General features: G+C 37.2%; 30 protein-coding genes. All 30 read right to left on the bottom strand.

From position 1 onward, the window contains the following. Positions 1-154: 154 nt before the first annotated feature. The 30 genes from carA to rpsJ all read right to left on the bottom strand — a co-directional run bounded on the left by carA (position 155) and on the right by rpsJ (position 15422). Positions 155-1264, bottom strand: coding sequence for a glutamine-hydrolyzing carbamoyl-phosphate synthase small subunit (carA, locus tag Q763_RS00500; RefSeq protein WP_035129833.1), 1110 nt, complete (start codon positions 1262-1264; stop codon positions 155-157). A 167-nt stretch (positions 1265-1431) separates the two neighbouring features. Then, positions 1432-1929: a 50S ribosomal protein L17 gene (rplQ, locus tag Q763_RS00495; RefSeq protein WP_035129831.1), complete on the bottom strand. Its 498-nt coding sequence runs from the start codon at positions 1927-1929 to the stop codon at positions 1432-1434. 33 nt (positions 1930-1962) lie between these two features. Then, a complete protein-coding gene (locus tag Q763_RS00490; protein WP_035129828.1) occupies positions 1963-2955 on the bottom strand; it encodes a DNA-directed RNA polymerase subunit alpha in 993 nt (330 codons plus the stop codon). 20 nt (positions 2956-2975) lie between these two features. Then, the gene (gene rpsD, locus Q763_RS00485; protein WP_035129825.1) at positions 2976-3581 is read right to left on the bottom strand and encodes a 30S ribosomal protein S4; all 606 of its coding nucleotides are present in this window, start codon (positions 3579-3581) and stop codon (positions 2976-2978) included. Positions 3582-3672: 91 nt separating this feature from the next. Then, entirely contained in the window at positions 3673-4056 is a 384-nt protein-coding gene (gene rpsK, locus Q763_RS00480; protein WP_035129822.1) for a 30S ribosomal protein S11, read from the bottom strand. 11 nt (positions 4057-4067) lie between these two features. Then, complete coding sequence (gene rpsM / locus Q763_RS00475; RefSeq protein WP_035129820.1) at positions 4068-4442, bottom strand: 30S ribosomal protein S13; 375 nt, start codon at positions 4440-4442, stop codon at positions 4068-4070. A gap of 2 nt (positions 4443-4444) precedes the next feature. Beyond that, positions 4445-4561 carry a type B 50S ribosomal protein L36 gene (gene ykgO / locus Q763_RS17655; protein WP_002987490.1) on the bottom strand — a complete coding sequence of 39 codons (117 nt, stop codon included), beginning with the start codon at positions 4559-4561 and terminating at the stop codon, positions 4445-4447. Positions 4562-4571: 10 nt separating this feature from the next. Further along, positions 4572-4787 (bottom strand): translation initiation factor IF-1, encoded by a 216-nt coding sequence (gene infA, locus Q763_RS00470; RefSeq protein WP_035129818.1) that lies wholly within the window; start codon positions 4785-4787, stop codon positions 4572-4574. Between the two features lie 8 nt (positions 4788-4795). Next, on the bottom strand, positions 4796-6142 hold the full coding sequence (gene secY / locus Q763_RS00465; RefSeq protein WP_035129816.1) for a preprotein translocase subunit SecY: 1347 nt from the start codon (positions 6140-6142) through the stop codon (positions 4796-4798). Positions 6143-6156: 14 nt separating this feature from the next. Next, positions 6157-6609: a 50S ribosomal protein L15 gene (gene rplO / locus Q763_RS00460; protein ID WP_035129813.1), complete on the bottom strand. Its 453-nt coding sequence runs from the start codon at positions 6607-6609 to the stop codon at positions 6157-6159. A 15-nt stretch (positions 6610-6624) separates the two neighbouring features. Next, the gene (gene rpmD, locus Q763_RS00455) at positions 6625-6807 is read right to left on the bottom strand and encodes a 50S ribosomal protein L30 (RefSeq protein WP_035129810.1); all 183 of its coding nucleotides are present in this window, start codon (positions 6805-6807) and stop codon (positions 6625-6627) included. A gap of 12 nt (positions 6808-6819) precedes the next feature. Then, positions 6820-7344: a 30S ribosomal protein S5 gene (gene rpsE, locus Q763_RS00450; RefSeq protein WP_035129808.1), complete on the bottom strand. Its 525-nt coding sequence runs from the start codon at positions 7342-7344 to the stop codon at positions 6820-6822. A gap of 7 nt (positions 7345-7351) precedes the next feature. Further along, the gene (rplR, locus tag Q763_RS00445; RefSeq protein WP_035129805.1) at positions 7352-7702 is read right to left on the bottom strand and encodes a 50S ribosomal protein L18; all 351 of its coding nucleotides are present in this window, start codon (positions 7700-7702) and stop codon (positions 7352-7354) included. A gap of 11 nt (positions 7703-7713) precedes the next feature. Then, entirely contained in the window at positions 7714-8256 is a 543-nt protein-coding gene (rplF, locus tag Q763_RS00440) for a 50S ribosomal protein L6 (RefSeq protein WP_035129803.1), read from the bottom strand. A 17-nt stretch (positions 8257-8273) separates the two neighbouring features. Further along, positions 8274-8672, bottom strand: a complete 399-nt coding sequence (rpsH, locus tag Q763_RS00435) for a 30S ribosomal protein S8 (RefSeq protein ID WP_035129801.1) — start codon at positions 8670-8672, stop codon at positions 8274-8276. A gap of 71 nt (positions 8673-8743) precedes the next feature. Further along, positions 8744-9013 carry a 30S ribosomal protein S14 gene (rpsN, locus tag Q763_RS00430; RefSeq protein ID WP_035129799.1) on the bottom strand — a complete coding sequence of 90 codons (270 nt, stop codon included), beginning with the start codon at positions 9011-9013 and terminating at the stop codon, positions 8744-8746. A 3-nt stretch (positions 9014-9016) separates the two neighbouring features. Beyond that, on the bottom strand, positions 9017-9568 hold the full coding sequence (gene rplE, locus Q763_RS00425) for a 50S ribosomal protein L5 (protein WP_035129798.1): 552 nt from the start codon (positions 9566-9568) through the stop codon (positions 9017-9019). 2 nt (positions 9569-9570) lie between these two features. Then, positions 9571-9885 (bottom strand): 50S ribosomal protein L24, encoded by a 315-nt coding sequence (rplX, locus tag Q763_RS00420; protein WP_035129797.1) that lies wholly within the window; start codon positions 9883-9885, stop codon positions 9571-9573. Between the two features lie 12 nt (positions 9886-9897). Further along, positions 9898-10266: a 50S ribosomal protein L14 gene (rplN, locus tag Q763_RS00415; protein ID WP_035129796.1), complete on the bottom strand. Its 369-nt coding sequence runs from the start codon at positions 10264-10266 to the stop codon at positions 9898-9900. 2 nt (positions 10267-10268) lie between these two features. Next, positions 10269-10526: a 30S ribosomal protein S17 gene (rpsQ, locus tag Q763_RS00410; RefSeq protein WP_035129794.1), complete on the bottom strand. Its 258-nt coding sequence runs from the start codon at positions 10524-10526 to the stop codon at positions 10269-10271. Positions 10527-10543: 17 nt separating this feature from the next. Continuing rightward, the gene (gene rpmC, locus Q763_RS00405) at positions 10544-10735 is read right to left on the bottom strand and encodes a 50S ribosomal protein L29 (RefSeq protein ID WP_035129792.1); all 192 of its coding nucleotides are present in this window, start codon (positions 10733-10735) and stop codon (positions 10544-10546) included. Positions 10736-10747: 12 nt separating this feature from the next. Beyond that, positions 10748-11167: a 50S ribosomal protein L16 gene (gene rplP / locus Q763_RS00400; RefSeq protein ID WP_035129789.1), complete on the bottom strand. Its 420-nt coding sequence runs from the start codon at positions 11165-11167 to the stop codon at positions 10748-10750. 19 nt (positions 11168-11186) lie between these two features. Beyond that, complete coding sequence (gene rpsC / locus Q763_RS00395) at positions 11187-11912, bottom strand: 30S ribosomal protein S3 (protein ID WP_035129787.1); 726 nt, start codon at positions 11910-11912, stop codon at positions 11187-11189. A gap of 8 nt (positions 11913-11920) precedes the next feature. Beyond that, complete coding sequence (rplV, locus tag Q763_RS00390; protein ID WP_035129784.1) at positions 11921-12331, bottom strand: 50S ribosomal protein L22; 411 nt, start codon at positions 12329-12331, stop codon at positions 11921-11923. Positions 12332-12340: 9 nt separating this feature from the next. Then, positions 12341-12619, bottom strand: a complete 279-nt coding sequence (gene rpsS, locus Q763_RS00385) for a 30S ribosomal protein S19 (RefSeq protein ID WP_020213638.1) — start codon at positions 12617-12619, stop codon at positions 12341-12343. An 11-nt stretch (positions 12620-12630) separates the two neighbouring features. Next, on the bottom strand, positions 12631-13455 hold the full coding sequence (rplB, locus tag Q763_RS00380; protein WP_035129779.1) for a 50S ribosomal protein L2: 825 nt from the start codon (positions 13453-13455) through the stop codon (positions 12631-12633). A 6-nt stretch (positions 13456-13461) separates the two neighbouring features. Then, complete coding sequence (gene rplW / locus Q763_RS00375; protein WP_035129776.1) at positions 13462-13752, bottom strand: 50S ribosomal protein L23; 291 nt, start codon at positions 13750-13752, stop codon at positions 13462-13464. A 7-nt stretch (positions 13753-13759) separates the two neighbouring features. After that, positions 13760-14389: a 50S ribosomal protein L4 gene (gene rplD / locus Q763_RS00370; protein WP_035129772.1), complete on the bottom strand. Its 630-nt coding sequence runs from the start codon at positions 14387-14389 to the stop codon at positions 13760-13762. Further along, a complete protein-coding gene (gene rplC / locus Q763_RS00365; RefSeq protein WP_035129769.1) occupies positions 14389-15006 on the bottom strand; it encodes a 50S ribosomal protein L3 in 618 nt (205 codons plus the stop codon). Before rplC ends, rplD begins: the two co-directional genes overlap by 1 nt. A 110-nt stretch (positions 15007-15116) precedes the next feature. Beyond that, complete coding sequence (gene rpsJ / locus Q763_RS00360; RefSeq protein WP_035129767.1) at positions 15117-15422, bottom strand: 30S ribosomal protein S10; 306 nt, start codon at positions 15420-15422, stop codon at positions 15117-15119. Between the last annotated feature and the right edge of the window lie 4 nt (positions 15423-15426).

Here is a 15426-nt window from a genome sequence, read left to right as displayed (position 1 = left end):
AATGAAAAGGCCTTATTTTTAAAAACTTATAAACGCAATCGTTTTAGTTTCTGCATCTTAACGTAAATTTCATTTACAAAACCTCTATAAACAGAATTTGGGCTAATAAATATTAGCCCAAATTCATTATTTGTTAGAAAAAAGCGTTTAAAATTTAATTTTTAGCTTTTTCTATATTCTCAATAAACTGATCGAACAGATAAGATGCATCGTGCGGACCAGGGCTTGCTTCTGGGTGGTATTGTACAGAGAAACAGTTTTTGTTTTTCATTCTCATACCTGCCACAGTGCCATCGTTAATATGCTCGTGTGTAAGTTCAAACTCAGGATTCTTTTCAAGATCTTCTCTCACTACAGCAAAACCGTGGTTTTGAGAAGTGATTTCACCTTTACCTGTAAGAATGTTTCTTACTGGGTGGTTAATACCCCTGTGACCGTTAAACATTTTATAAGTAGCAATACCGTTTGCCAAAGCTAAAACCTGATGCCCTAAACAGATACCAAACACCGGTTGGTTCTCTTCAAGAATATTTTTAGCTACTTCCTGAGCACCTGTTAGCGGAGCCGGGTCACCAGGACCGTTTGACAGGAAGTACCCGTCAGGATTAAACGATTTTAAATCTTCGTATGTAGAGTTGTATGGAAACACTTTTACATAACAGTCTCTCTTAACAAGGTTTCTAAGAATGTTTTTCTTAATACCAAGGTCAAGTGCAGATACTTTATATTTAGCCTCAGGGTTACCCACAAAGTAAGGCTCTTTAGTAGACACTTTAGAAGAAAGCTCTAGTCCGTCCATGTTTGGTACAGCTGCAAGTTGTTCTTTAAGTTCCTCTAAAGAAGTACCGTCTGTAGAGATAGCGGCATTCATAGCACCGTTATCACGTATATAGCTCACAAGTGCTCTTGTATCTACATCAGATATAGTTACAAGGTTATTCTTTTCAAAATACTCTTTAAGTCCTTCTGTAGAATTAACTCTCGAATGGTTAAAGCTAAAGTTTTTACAAACCAGACCCGAAATCATTACACGATCAGCCTCTACATCCTCTTCATTAGTACCGTAGTTACCAATGTGAGCGTTAGACGCCACCATAATTTGACCAAAATAAGAAGGGTCTGTAAAAATTTCCTGGTAACCGGTCATACCGGTATTAAAACATACCTCACCAAAAACTGTTCCTTCAATCCCTATAGATTTACCATAAAAAACAGTACCATCTGCTAATAAAAGTATGGCTTTGTTACGATTTGAATATTTCATTTATAAATGTTTGTTGCTGTATTGCGTGCAAAGTTACTTCAAAAAATTATCTTTCTAAAATTTCCTAATCAATTGCTTTAAAAAACCGGGTTGATCAGGTCAAAAAAAAAGGACAAACTATAAAGTTTATCCTTTTTAATATTATTGAAAAATCAGTTTTACCATGATTATTCAGTAGCTTCTTTGTTTTCTTCTGTATCAACAGCAGGAGCTTCAGCCGCAGGAGCTTCAGCAGTAGTAGCAGCTTTTTTAGTTCTACCTCTACGAGTAGTTTTCTTAGCTTCTTTCTTAGCAGCGTTGTACAGTTCGTTAAAGTCTACAAACTCGATCATTGCCATATCAGCGTTATCACCAAGACGGTTACCAAGTTTAATGATACGAGTATATCCACCCGGACGATCACCAACTTTAGCAGAAACTTCTCTGAAAAGCTCAGTAACTGCATATTTGTTTCTCAGGTAAGAGAAAACGATACGTCTGTTGTGAGTTGTATCTTCTTTAGACTTTGTTACAAGAGGCTCAACAAACTGCTTAAGGGCTTTCGCCTTAGCAACAGTCGTATTGATACGCTTGTGCTCTATAAGGGAGCAAGCCATGTTAGCTAGCATAGACTTTCTATGGCCAGCTTGCCTGCTTAAATGATTTACTTTTTTTCCGTGTCTCATTGCTGTCTGTAATTAAAACCTTTACGGCCCAGATTATTCTTTATCTAATTTATATTTCGTTAAATCCATCCCGAAGTGTAAATTCTTAGAAGCAACAAGCTCATCAAGCTCGGTCAAAGATTTTTTACCAAAGTTACGGAACTTCATTAAGTCATTTTTATTAAACGATACTAAGTCTCCTAATGTATCAACTTCAGCCGCTTTCAAACAATTTAATGCCCTTACAGAAAGATCCATATCAACCAGCTTAGTTTTAAGCAGTTGTCTCATGTGAAGAGATTCTTCATCATAAGATTCTGTTTGAGCTATTTCATCGGCCTCAAGTGTAATTCTTTCATCAGAGAACAGCATAAAGTGGTGTATTAACGTTTTAGCTGCTTCTGTAAGAGCATCTTTAGGATGAATTGAACCATCGGTGATAATTTCAAAAACCAGTTTTTCGTAGTCGGTTTTTTGCTCAACACGGAAGTTCTCTATTGTATACTTAACATTCTTTACCGGAGTAAAGATAGAGTCTGTAAAAATAGTTCCTATAGCTGCGTTTTGCTTCTTGTTCTCTTCTGCAGGCACATAACCTCTACCTTTCTCGATAGTAAGTTCAAGGTTGATGTTTATTTTGCTGTCCATGTTACAGATAACAAGCTCAGGGTTTAACACCTGGAATCCTGAAATAAATTTCTGGAAATCACCAGCTGTTAGCTGATCTTTACCTGTTACTGATACAGTAACAGATTCGTTATCGATGTCGTCAATCTGACGCTTAAAACGAACTTGTTTTAAGTTAAGGATTATCTCAGTAACATCTTCAACAACACCAGCTATTGTAGAGAACTCATGGTCAACTCCTTCGATACGAACAGAAGTAATTGCGTAACCTTCAAGAGAAGAAAGCAAAACTCTTCTTAATGCGTTACCAACAGTCAATCCATATCCCGGTTCCAAAGGTCTGAATTCAAATTTACCTTGGAAATCGGTAGAATCGATCATGATAACTTTATCGGGCTTTTGAAAATTAAATATTGCCATATTTCGACTGATGTCAATTTTTATTTGTTATACAACTCAACGATTAGTTGTTCTTTGATGTTTTCAGGAATTTGTATCCTTGCAGGTACTGAAACAAAAGTACCTTCTTTAGTATCGTTGTTCCAAGTAATCCACTCGTAAACATGAGCAGAGTTTGATAAAGAACGATCGATAGCCTCTAGAGATTTTGATTTCTCACGAACAGCAACTTTATCTCCTGGCTTAAGGTGGTAAGAAGGAATGTTAACAACTTCACCGTTTACAGTAACGTGTCTGTGTGAAACGATTTGTCTTGCAGCTCTTCTAGAAGGAGCAATACCCATTCTGAATACTACGTTATCTAATCTAGCTTCACAAAGTTGTAAAAGCACTTCACCTGTTACTCCTTTAGTAGCAGCTGCCTTTTCATATAGGTTTCTGAATTGCTTTTCAAGAACACCGTAAGTGTACTTAGCTTTTTGCTTTTCCATTAACTGGATTGCATATTCAGATTTTTTACCTCTCTTTTTAGCTAAACCATGTTGCCCTGGAGGGTAATTTCTTTTTTCGAAAGACTTGTCATCTCCGAAGATCGCCTCACCAAATTTACGGGCGATTTTAGTTTTAGGACCAGTATATCTTGCCATTTTAAAAAATAATTAAACAGGGGATTATGAATTCAGGTCTCCTCCTCCGATAATCCGTATTCCTGTTTGGTTATACTCTAGTTATAATAAATTAAACTCTTCTTCTCTTAGGAGGACGGCATCCATTGTGAGGTAGTGGAGTTACGTCGATAATTTCTGTAACCTCAATACCACCATTGTGTAGTGATCTGATAGCAGACTCTCTACCGTTTCCAGGACCTTTAACGTAAACTTTTACTTTTTTAAGACCTGCCTCAAGAGCAACTTTTGAGCAATCTTCTGCTGCCATTTGAGCTGCATATGGAGTGTTCTTTTTAGAACCTCTGAAGCCCATCTTACCTGCAGATGACCATGAAATAACTTCACCTTTCTTGTTAGTTAAAGAGATGATGATGTTGTTAAAAGTTGCACTAATATGAGCTTCGCCTGTTGACTCAACAACAACTTTACGTTTTTTTGTATTCGCTTTAGCCATACTACTACTTATTATTTAGTTGCTTTTTTCTTGTTAGCAACAGTTTTTCTCTTACCTTTTCTTGTTCTAGAGTTATTCTTGGTACGCTGACCTCTTAATGGAAGACCAACTCTGTGACGGATACCTCTGTAGCATCCGATGTCCATTAAACGCTTAATGTTAAGTTGGATTTCAGAACGAAGTTCACCTTCAATTTTGAAGTAAGAAACGGCCTCACGAATGCTACCGATCTCGTCATCATTCCAATCCTGTACTTTTTTATCTTCGCTTACCTGAGCTTTTTCCAGAATCTCTTTAGCTCTGCTTCTACCAATACCAAAGATATAAGTTAAAGCAATAACTCCTCTTTTGTTTTTAGGTATATCTACCCCTGCAATTCTTGCCATAATTATCCTTGTCTTTGTTTAAATCTAGGATTCTTTTTATTAATCACGTATAATCTGCCTTTTCTACGCACAATGATGCACTCGGCACTTCTTTTCTTTACTGATGCTCTTACTTTCATTTTAATAGCTTTAGTATCTATAAGTAATTCTTGCTTTAGACAAATCATAAGGGCTCATTTCCAGCTTTACCTTATCACCAGGTAACAACTTAATGTAGTGCATACGCATTTTACCGGAAATGTGAGCAATTACAACATGCCCGTTTTCTAATTCTACACGGAACATGGCATTTGACAATGCCTCTATAATTGATCCGTCTTGTTCTATTGCTGCTTGTTTTGCCATAAAAATTATTAAGCTACCGCTTTTCTATTCTTACCACTTTTCATCAAACCGTCATAATGTCTGTTTAACAGATATGAGTTGATTTGCTGGATAGTATCTATTGCAACCCCAACCATGATTAACAGCGATGTTCCGCCATAGAACAAAGCCCACTGTGACTGGATATTCATTAAGCTCACTACAATTGCCGGGAACACGGCAATAATTGCAAGGAATAATGAACCCGGGAATGTGATTAAAGACATGATTTTGTCTAGGTAATCTGAAGTTTCAACACCCGGTCTAACACCTGGTATAAATCCTCCACTCCTCTTAAGGTCATCCGCCATTTTATTAGTAGGTACTGTAATCGCGGTGTAAAAGTACGTAAAAATTATAATTAATAGTGCAAAAACTATATTATACGCTAAACCGAACACATTTTGGAATTGAGCAGTAATTGTTTTAGCAGCGTCAGCCTCAGAAAGACCTGCTAGTGCTGCCGGTATAAACATGATAGCCTGAGCAAAGATAATCGGCATAACTCCCGCAGCGTTAAGCTTTAAAGGAATCCATTGCCTGTTACCACCTGCAATATCCTGTTCGAAATCTCCTGTGGCAGTACGTCGAGCATACTGCACAGGTATTTTTCTTACTGCCATAACAAGCAGAACAGAAGCTATAATAATTAACAACCATACTACTACCTCAAAAACCAAAAGCATTGGACCTCCGTTGTTCTCAGATACACGAGATGTGAACTCCTGAACAAAAGCCTGAGGCATTCTTGCGATAATACCAACAAGAATTAACAGTGAAATTCCGTTACCAATACCTTTGTCGGTAATTTTTTCACCTAGCCACATTGCAAAAATTGTACCTGTAGTTAAGATAACCACAGAAGAGAAAATGAAAGGAACAGAGTCTGAACTTATCAAAAAAGCTTCTCTAGGCAAAGTTCTGTACAGGTTATAGATGTAACCAGGACCTTGAACTAAAGTGATTAATATTGTTAGCCAACGGGTAATCTGATTGATTCTCTTTCTGCCGCTCTCACCTTCTTTTTGTAACTTTTGAAGGTAAGGAACTGCGATTCCCATTAACTGGACAACGATAGACGCAGAGATATAAGGCATGATACCTAAAGCAAATACAGACGCCTGCGAGAACGCACCACCTGTAAATACATCAATAAGCCATCCAATACCATTCTGGGCCTGATTAGTTAAGCCATTTAATTTTGTAGCATCAATACCCGGTAATGTTACGTGAGCACCAAAACGGTAAACAAGTAATAATCCTAGAGTAACTAAAATTCTGTTTTTTAGTTCTTCTATTTTCCAAACATTGACAAACGCTTCTATAAATTTTTTCATGTGACTATAAAAGATTATAAAGTTACAGCTTCACCTCCAGCAGCTTCGATAGCAGCTTTTGCGGTAGCCGTAAATTTGTGAGCAGTTACTTTTAGTTTTGCTTTAAGCTCTCCTCTTCCTAAAATCTTTACCTGTTCATTTTTTGTAGCTAAGCGGCTCTCTACAAGTACTGTAAAATCTACAGTATCTGTAACGATTCCGTTATCTACAAGAGCCTGAAGCGTATCTAGGTTTACGCCAGCATATTCCTTACGGTTGATGTTTTTAAAACCAAACTTAGGAACACGACGCTGTAATGGCATTTGACCACCTTCAAAACCTATCTTCTTAGAATAACCAGAACGAGATTTAGCTCCTTTGTGACCACGTGCAGCAGTACCACCTTTTCCTGAACCTTCTCCTCTACCTACTCTTTTGTTCTTATTGTGAACTGAACCTTCAGCCGGTTGTAAGTTACTTAAATCCATAACAGTGTGTTATTGTTATTTAGTCTCTTCTACAGAAACTAAGTGTTTAACTTTGTTTACCATTCCAAGGATAGCAGAAGTTGCATCGTGTTCAACAACTTGTCCCATTTTTCTAAGACCTAAAGCCTCAAGTGTTCTCTTTTGGTTAAGAGGACAGTTGATTTTGCTTCGTACTTGTTTTACTAATATTTTCGCCATGATTTCCTTGAATTAACCTTTAAATACTTTTTCTAAAGATACACCTCTTTGCTTAGCTACAGTAGCTGCGCTTCTCATTTGTAATAAAGCATCAAAAGTTGCTTTTACCACGTTGTGAGGATTAGATGAACCTTGAGATTTTGATAATACATCGTGAATACCTACAGATTCAAGAACCGAACGCACAGCACCACCGGCAATTACTCCGGTACCGTGTGAAGCAGGCATTAGTAGTACACGTGCACCACCAAATTTACCTTTTTGTTCGTGAGGTACAGTTTGGCTTGATAGAGGGATTCTAACAAGATTCTTTTTAGCATCTTCTACTGCCTTAGCGATAGCTTCAGATACGTCTTTAGATTTTCCAAGACCGTGGCCTACTACTCCGTTCTCGTCTCCTACAACTACAATAGCAGAAAAACCGAAAGCTCTACCACCTTTTGTAACTTTAGTAACACGATTAACACTTACCAAACGATCCTTTAATTCAAGTCCGCCTGGTTTTACTAGTTCTACGTTTTTATAATTATGATACATAATTTTCTTAGAATTTTAGTCCGGCCTCTCTAGCGCCTTCAGCTAATGATTTAACACGTCCGTGGTAAAGGTACCCACCTCTGTCAAAAGTGATGGTTTCAATACCAGCTTTTAAAGCTCTCTCTGCAACAAGTTTACCTACAGCTGCAGCAGTCTCAATGTTAGTACCTTTAGTTATTTCATTCTCTCTTGAAGATGCAGAAACTAGAGTAACACCGTTCACATCATCTATGATTTGAGCATAGATTTCTTTATTGCTTCTAAAAACAGAAAGTCTTGGTTGAGCAGCAGTTCCGCTTACAATCTTTCTGATTCTGAACTTAATTCGTTGTCTTCTTTCAGATTTTGTTAATGACATAGTCTTAATTTTTAAGCTGATTTACCTGCTTTTCTTCTTAGTTCTTCACCTACAAACTTAACTCCTTTTCCTTTGTAAGGTTCTGGCTTACGGAAAGATCTGATTTTTGCTGCAACCTGACCTAAAAGTTGTTTGTCATGAGAAGATAACTTAATGATTGGGTTTTTACCTTTCTCAGATACAGTCTCTACTGTTACTTCAGAAACAACGTCTAAAACGATGTTGTGTGAAAAACCTAGAGCGATATCAAGTTTATTACCCTGGTTAGAAGCTCTGTAACCTACACCTACCAACTCTAGCGACTTAGTAAAGCCTTCAGATACACCAATAATCATATTATTAATCAGGGCTCTGTATAAACCATGCTTAGATCTGTCGTTCTTGTTGTCAGAAGATCTTTCAACAATTACCTGTCCTTCCTCAACTTTTACAGTAACATCTGTAAAATCCTGAGTAAGTTCTCCTTTTTTTCCTTTTACTGTAATAACGCCATCTTTAACATCAACTGTTACTCCAGACGGTATTGCAATTGGATTTTTACCTATTCTTGACATTGTATAAGTCTTTATTATTAGTATACGTAACAGATTACTTCACCACCAACATTGTGTTGTTTAGCTTGTTTTCCGGTCATCAATCCTTTTGATGTAGAAACGATAGCTATACCTAGACCGTTTAATATTCTAGGTAATTCGGTAGCACCTGCATATTTACGTAAACCTGGTTTACTAATTCTCTGGATATCCTTAATTACAGGCTCTTTAGTTTCTTTGTCGTACTTAAGAGCGATTTTGATGGTACCTTGTACTTTGTTATCATCAAATTTGTAACTTAAGATATATCCCTGATCGAATAAAATCTTAGTGATCTCTTTTTTAAGGTTAGAAGCAGGAATTTCAACCACTTTGTGGTTAGCTCTTACTGCATTTCTAACTCTTGTTAGATAATCTGCGATAGGATCTGTATACATATATATTAATTTGCGGTAACGGTTTTCGGCCTTAAAAAGGCCGAACCTGAAACCAATTTATAATTCTTTTATTACCAGCTGGCTTTTTTAACACCCGGTATTAACCCCTGATTAGCCATTTCACGGAAAGTTACACGTGAAATACCAAACTGACGCATATACCCTCTTGGTCTACCTGTTAATTTACAACGGTTGTGTAAACGTACAGGAGAAGCATTTTTAGGAAGTTTTTGTAGTGCTTCGTAGTCTCCGGCTTCTAATAAAGCTTTTCTCTTTTCAGCATACTTGTCTACTAACGCTTGTCTTTTCACCTCGCGGGCTTTCATTGATTCTTTAGCCATGACTTAGTTCTTTTTAAAAGGTAAACCTAATTCAGTTAATAATGACTTCGCTTCTTTATCAGTTTGTGCAGAAGTTACAAATGTAATATCTAAACCTGCGATTTTGTTAACTTTATCAATATCAATTTCAGGGAAAATGATTTGCTCAGTTACACCCAGGTTATAGTTACCTCTACCGTCAAAACCTGTAGCTTTGATACCACCAAAGTCTCTAACACGTGGAAGAGAAGCTGTGATAAGTCTGTCTAAAAACTCATACATTCTTTCACCACGTAAAGTAACTTTAGCACCAATTGGCATACCTTTTCTTAATTTGAAAGTCGCAACGTCCTTTTTAGAAATAGTAGCCACTGCTTTTTGACCAGTGATTTTTGTTAACTCTTCTACAGCATAGTCGATTAATTTCTTATCAGACACAGCTGCACCAACTCCACGGCTTAAAACGATTTTTTCAAGTTTTGGAACCATCATAACGTTTTTATAACCGAACTCTTCTGTAAGAGCAGAAATAACTCTACTCTTATATTCTTCTTTTAATCTTGGTATATAAGCCATCACTATAATACTTGATTAGATTTTTTTGAAAATCTCACTTTCTTATCTCCTTCAGTTCTTACACCAACTCTTGTAGTTTCCTTAGTTTTAGGATCAACAAGTGCAAGGTTAGAAATGTGGATAGGAGCTTCTTTCTTCACGATACCACCCTGAGGGTTTTGAGCGCTTGGCTTAGTGTGCTTAGACACCATGTTCACGCCTTCTACGATCGCTTTGTTTTTGTCACGAAGTACTTTAAGAACTGTACCTTCAGAACCTTTGTGGTCTCCGGCAATAACCCTTACAGCATCTCCTGATTTTATTTTTAGCTTTATCATCTTTAAAAACAATTAAAGCACTTCAGGTGCCAATGATACAATTTTCATGAATTGTTTTTCACGAAGTTCTCTTGCTACAGGACCAAAAACACGAGTTCCTCTCATTTCACCAGCAGCATTTAATAATACACATGCGTTATCATCAAATCTGATGTATGAACCGTCGGCTCTTCTCACTTCTTTTTTGGTACGTACAACAACTGCAGTCGATACAGCTCCTTTTTTAACGTTACCGTTAGGAGTAGCATCTTTTACTGAAACTACAATTTTATCTCCAACAGAGGCATAACGTCTTTTCGTTCCCCCTAATACACGGATAGTCAAAACTTCTTTTGCTCCCGTGTTATCTGCTACTTTTAGTCTAGATTCCTGTTGTACCATAATTACTTCGCTCTTTCAATGATTTCAACTAATCTCCAACATTTAGATTTACTTAAAGGACGTGTTTCCATGATCCTTACAGTATCTCCAATGTTACAATCGTTTGTTTCGTCGTGCGCAACGTATTTTTTAGTTTTTAACACGAACTTACCATATAATGGGTGTTTTACTTTTTTAGTTTCAGCAACTACTATGGATTTTTCCATTTTGTTACTAGTAACAACACCTATTCTCTCTTTTCTTAAGTTTCTTTTTTCCATCTTTCAGCAGAATACAATTATTGTAACTCTCTTTTGCTTAGCTCAGTTGCCACACGTGCAATAGACCTTCTTACGGTTCTAATTTGCAACGGATTCTCAATTGGAGAAACAGCGTGAGCTGATTTTAGATCGGTATATGTTTTTTGTAATTCACCAAGTTTTTCCTGTAACTCAGCTGCAGATAGATCTTTAATTTCAGATTGTTTCATAATAAATTTAGATTACACTTCGAAATCTCTGGCAACTATAAACTTAGTTTTTACTGGTAGCTTTTGAGCAGCAAGACGTAAAGCCTCTTTTGCTACTGATAAAGGCACACCGCCAACTTCAAACATTATTCTTCCCGGTTTAACAACAGCAGCCCAGTATTCAACTGCACCTTTACCTTTACCCATACGTACCTCTAGAGGTTTCTTTGTGATAGGCTTATCCGGGAAAATTTTAATCCACAACTGACCTTCTCTTTTCATATAACGGGTTGCAGCGATACGAGCAGCCTCTATTTGACGAGAAGTAATAAAAGATGAATCTAAAGATTTTATACCAAACATTCCGTTAGAAAGTTCGTGACCTCTTTGAGACACGCCTTTCATCTTACCTTTCTGTACCTTACGGTATTTAGTTCTTTTAGGCTGTAACATTTTTCTTTAGTTTAAATAATTACTTTCTTTTGCGTTGACCAGATTTACCCTGTGGTTTTCCTGACCCTGAAGATTTGGATTGTTTTTTATCCATACCTACTAACGGAGAAAGGTCTCTCTTACCGTAAACCTCGCCTTTCATGATCCACACTTTGATACCCATTCTACCATAAGTAGTATGAGCTTCAGTTAATGCATAATCAATGTCAGCTCTGAAAGTTGATAGAGGAATTCTTCCTTCTTTGAACATTTCTGAACGTGCCATCTCAGCACCGTTTAGACGACCAGATATCATAACTTTGATACCTTCTGCATTCATACGCATAGCAGCCGCTATTGCCATTTTGATAGCCCTTCTGTAAGAGATACGGCCTTCAATCTGACGTGCAATGCTAGAACCTACAAGGTGAGCATCAAGTTCAGGTCTTTTAATTTCAAAGATGTTGATTTGAACCTCTTTGTCAGTAATTTTCTTAAGCTCTTCTTTTAGCCTGTCTACCTCCTGACCACCTTTACCGATAATGATACCTGGACGGGCAGTAGTGATAGTAACGGTTACAAGCTTTAAAGTTCTCTCGATGATTACTTTAGACACACTTGCTTTAGCTAAACGGGCATGGATATACTTTCTGATTTTATGATCTTCGGCAAGTTTGTCACCGTAGTCATTTCCACCATACCAGTTAGAATCCCAACCCCTGATGATACCAAGGCGATTTCCTATTGGATTTGTCTTTTGTCCCATACTGCTTATTAATTGCTTTGTGTGTTATTATTAGCTCCTAACACGATTGTAACGTGGTTAGAACGTTTTCTTATTCTGTGAGCACGACCCTGAGGAGCCGGTCTTAGCCTTTTAAGCATCATACCGCCGTCAACTCTGATCTCTTTTACAAATAGTCCTGCATCCTCTAAACTTGCGTCAGCATTTTTTTGCTGCCAGTTGTTTATTGCAGAAAGCAATAATTTCTCAAGTTTACGAGAAGCTTCTTTACTATTGAATTTTAATATATTAAGAGCAAGCTCTACTTTCTGACCTCTTACTAGATCTGCCACTATGCGCATTTTTCTAGGTGAAGTAGGGCAGTTATTTAACTTAGCAAATGCAACTTGCTTCTTAGCTTCTTTTGTCTGCTCTGCTCTTTCTCTTTTACGAACTCCCATAGCTTCTTATTATTTTTTACCTTTATTTTTTGCACCAGCGTGACCTCTAAACGATCTTGTTGGTGAAAATTCTCCTAATTTATGACCTACCATATTCTCTGTTACATAAACCGGAACGAATTGACGTCCGTTGTGTACTGCTATAGTCTGCCCAACAAAATCCGGAGTAATCATAGAAGCTCTAGACCAAGTCTTAACAACTCCTTTGTTACCTTTTTCGATATTTTCCTGAACTTTCTTTTCTAATTTATAGTGAACGAAAGGTCCTTTCTTTAATGAACGTGCCATATCTTACTTAATTATTTCTTTCTACGTTCTACGATATACTTATTACTCGGGTTAACTTTAGAACGAGTTCTGTAACCTTTAGCTGGTAAACCTTTTCTTGAACGTGGGTGACCTCCTGAAGAACGTCCTTCACCACCACCCATTGGGTGATCAACCGGGTTCATCGCTACTGGTCTAGTTCTCGGTCTTCTACCTAACCATCTAGATCTACCTGCTTTACCAGATACAACTAATTGGTGATCAGAGTTAGAAACAGCTCCAATTGTAGCCGAACAAGTTAAAAGGATTAACCTTGTTTCACCTGAAGGCATTTTGATTGTAGCATATTTACCATCTCTAGCCATTAACTGAGCAAAAGTACCGGCACTACGAGCAATAACTGCCCCCTGACCAGGACGTAGCTCGATACAAGATATAACAGTTCCAAGAGGAATTTTGCTTAAAGGTAAAGCATTACCGATTTCAGGAGCAGCATTCTCTCCTGAAACCACGGTTTGACCTACTTGTAAACCATTTTGAGCTATGATGTATGTTTTAGCACCATCAGCATAAGCTAATAGTGAAATAAAAGCTGAACGGTTTGGATCGTATTCGATTGTTTTAACTGTAGCAGGGATTCCGGCTTTAGCTCTTTTAAAATCGATAACACGATACTTCTGTTTGTGACCACCGCCTGTGTAACGCATGGTCATTTTTCCTTGACTATTTCTACCTCCTGAGTTTTTTTTCGGTGCGAGTAATGAACGCTCCGGCTTATCAGTTGTAATAGTGTCAAAGCTATTTACAACTCTAAAACGCTGACCCGGGGTAATAGGTTTTAATTTTCTAACTGACATTTTCTATTAGATATTATTATAAAAATCTATTGTTTCACCTTCCTGTACTTGAACAACTGCTTTTTTATAAGCTGCTGTCTTTCCGCTAATTAAACCACTCTTAGTGTATTTAACTGTTCTATCAGCCCTGTAATTCATTGTGTTAACATTAACAACAGTAACTCCATATGCAGCTTCAACTGCATTTTTAATCTGGATTTTGTTTGCTTTTTTATTAACAACAAAACCAAAACGGTTGAAAAGTTCACCGTCTTTGGTTATTTTTTCGGTAATGATAGGTTTTATTATGATACTCATTGCCCTATTATTTACTTAAATTTTCCTGAATTCCTTCTAACGAACCTTCTAAAAGAACTAAATTATTCGCGTTTAAAATCGCGTAAGTGTTTAATTCTGAGGTAGTTACAACATTAGACGCCTTTAAATTGCGTGACGACAAATATACATTTTTATTTGTATCACCCAACACAAATAGAGATTTTTTATTCTCTAACCCTAAAGCTTTCAAAACGTTAATGAAATTTTTAGTATTTGGAGTTTCGAATGTGAAGTCTTCAACTACTGTTAAATTTGACTCGTTTGCTTTGATTGTTAGAGCAGATTTTCTCGCTAAACGTTTAAGGTTTTTGTTCAGTTTGAAAGAGTAACTTCTTGGTCTTGGGCCGAAAATTGTACCTCCTCCTTTGAACACTGGACTCTTAACACTTCCTGCACGTGCAGTACCGGTTCCTTTTTGCTTTTTAATCTTACGGGTACTTCCTGTAACTTCAGCTCTTTCTTTAGCTTTGTGAGTTCCTTGTCTTTGGTTAGCAAGGTACTGCTTTACATCAAGGTATACCGCGTGATTATTAGGCTCAATTGCGAATACAGAATCAGAAAGAGTAACCGTTCTGCCTGTTTCTTTTCCGTTGATATCTAATACTTTTACTTCCATTACTTTTGAATGATTACGTAAGAGTTTTTGTGTCCAGGAACACATCCTTTAACAACTAGTAGATTTTTATCAGCTACTACTTTTAAAACTCTAAGGTTTTGAACTGTTACATTTTCTCCTCCTGTTCTACCTGCCATGCGCATTCCTTTGAATACTCTTGAAGGGTAAGATGACGCACCTACAGAACCTGGCGCTCTAAGACGGTTGTGCTGACCGTGAGTAGCTTGTCCAACACCACCAAAACCGTGACGCTTAACAACACCCTGGAAACCTTTACCTTTAGATACACCCTGTACATCTACAAACTCACCTTCATTAAACAAATCTACAGTTAGAACATCACCTAAGTTATGCTCTTCTTCAAAATACTTGAATTCAACGACTCTTTTCTTCGCATCAGTTCCAGCTTTCTTAAAGTGACCTTGAGCCGCTTTTGTTGTGTGCTTTTCTGACTTGTCATCGAAACCAAGTTGTAACGCTTTATACCCGTCAACCTCATTGGTTCTGACTTGGGTAACAACGCATGGTCCAGCTTCGATTACTGTACACGGAATGTTTTTTCCGTTTTCATCGAAAATACTGGTCATGCCGATTTTTCTACCAATTAACCCAGACATATTAAAAATTAATTATAATTACGTATTTAAATTTTTTCTCTTATATAAGAATAAGTATCAGGCTAAAGGATAATCCAAAAGCCTGACACTTGCTTTCTTAGTTTATTTTATCACACTTTGATCTCTACTTCAACACCACTAGGAAGCTCTAATTTCATAAGAGCATCAATAGTTTTAGAAGAAGAACTGTAAATATCAAGAAGTCTTTTGTAAGAGCTTAGCTCAAACTGCTCTCTTGATTTTTTGTTTACGTGTGGAGAACGTAGCACAGTGAATATTTTTTTGTGAGTTGGTAACGGAATAGGACCAGTAACAACTGCACCTGTACTCTTTACAGTTTTAACGATCTTCTCTGCAGACTTGTCTACAAGGCTGTGATCGTATGATTTTAATTTTATTCTGATTTTCTGACTCATTTTC

The sequence above is a fragment of the Flavobacterium beibuense F44-8 genome, assembly GCF_000769915.1.
Taxonomy (GTDB): Bacteria; Bacteroidota; Bacteroidia; order Flavobacteriales; family Flavobacteriaceae; genus Flavobacterium; species Flavobacterium beibuense.
This window is presented reverse-complemented; position numbering and strand designations above follow the sequence as displayed.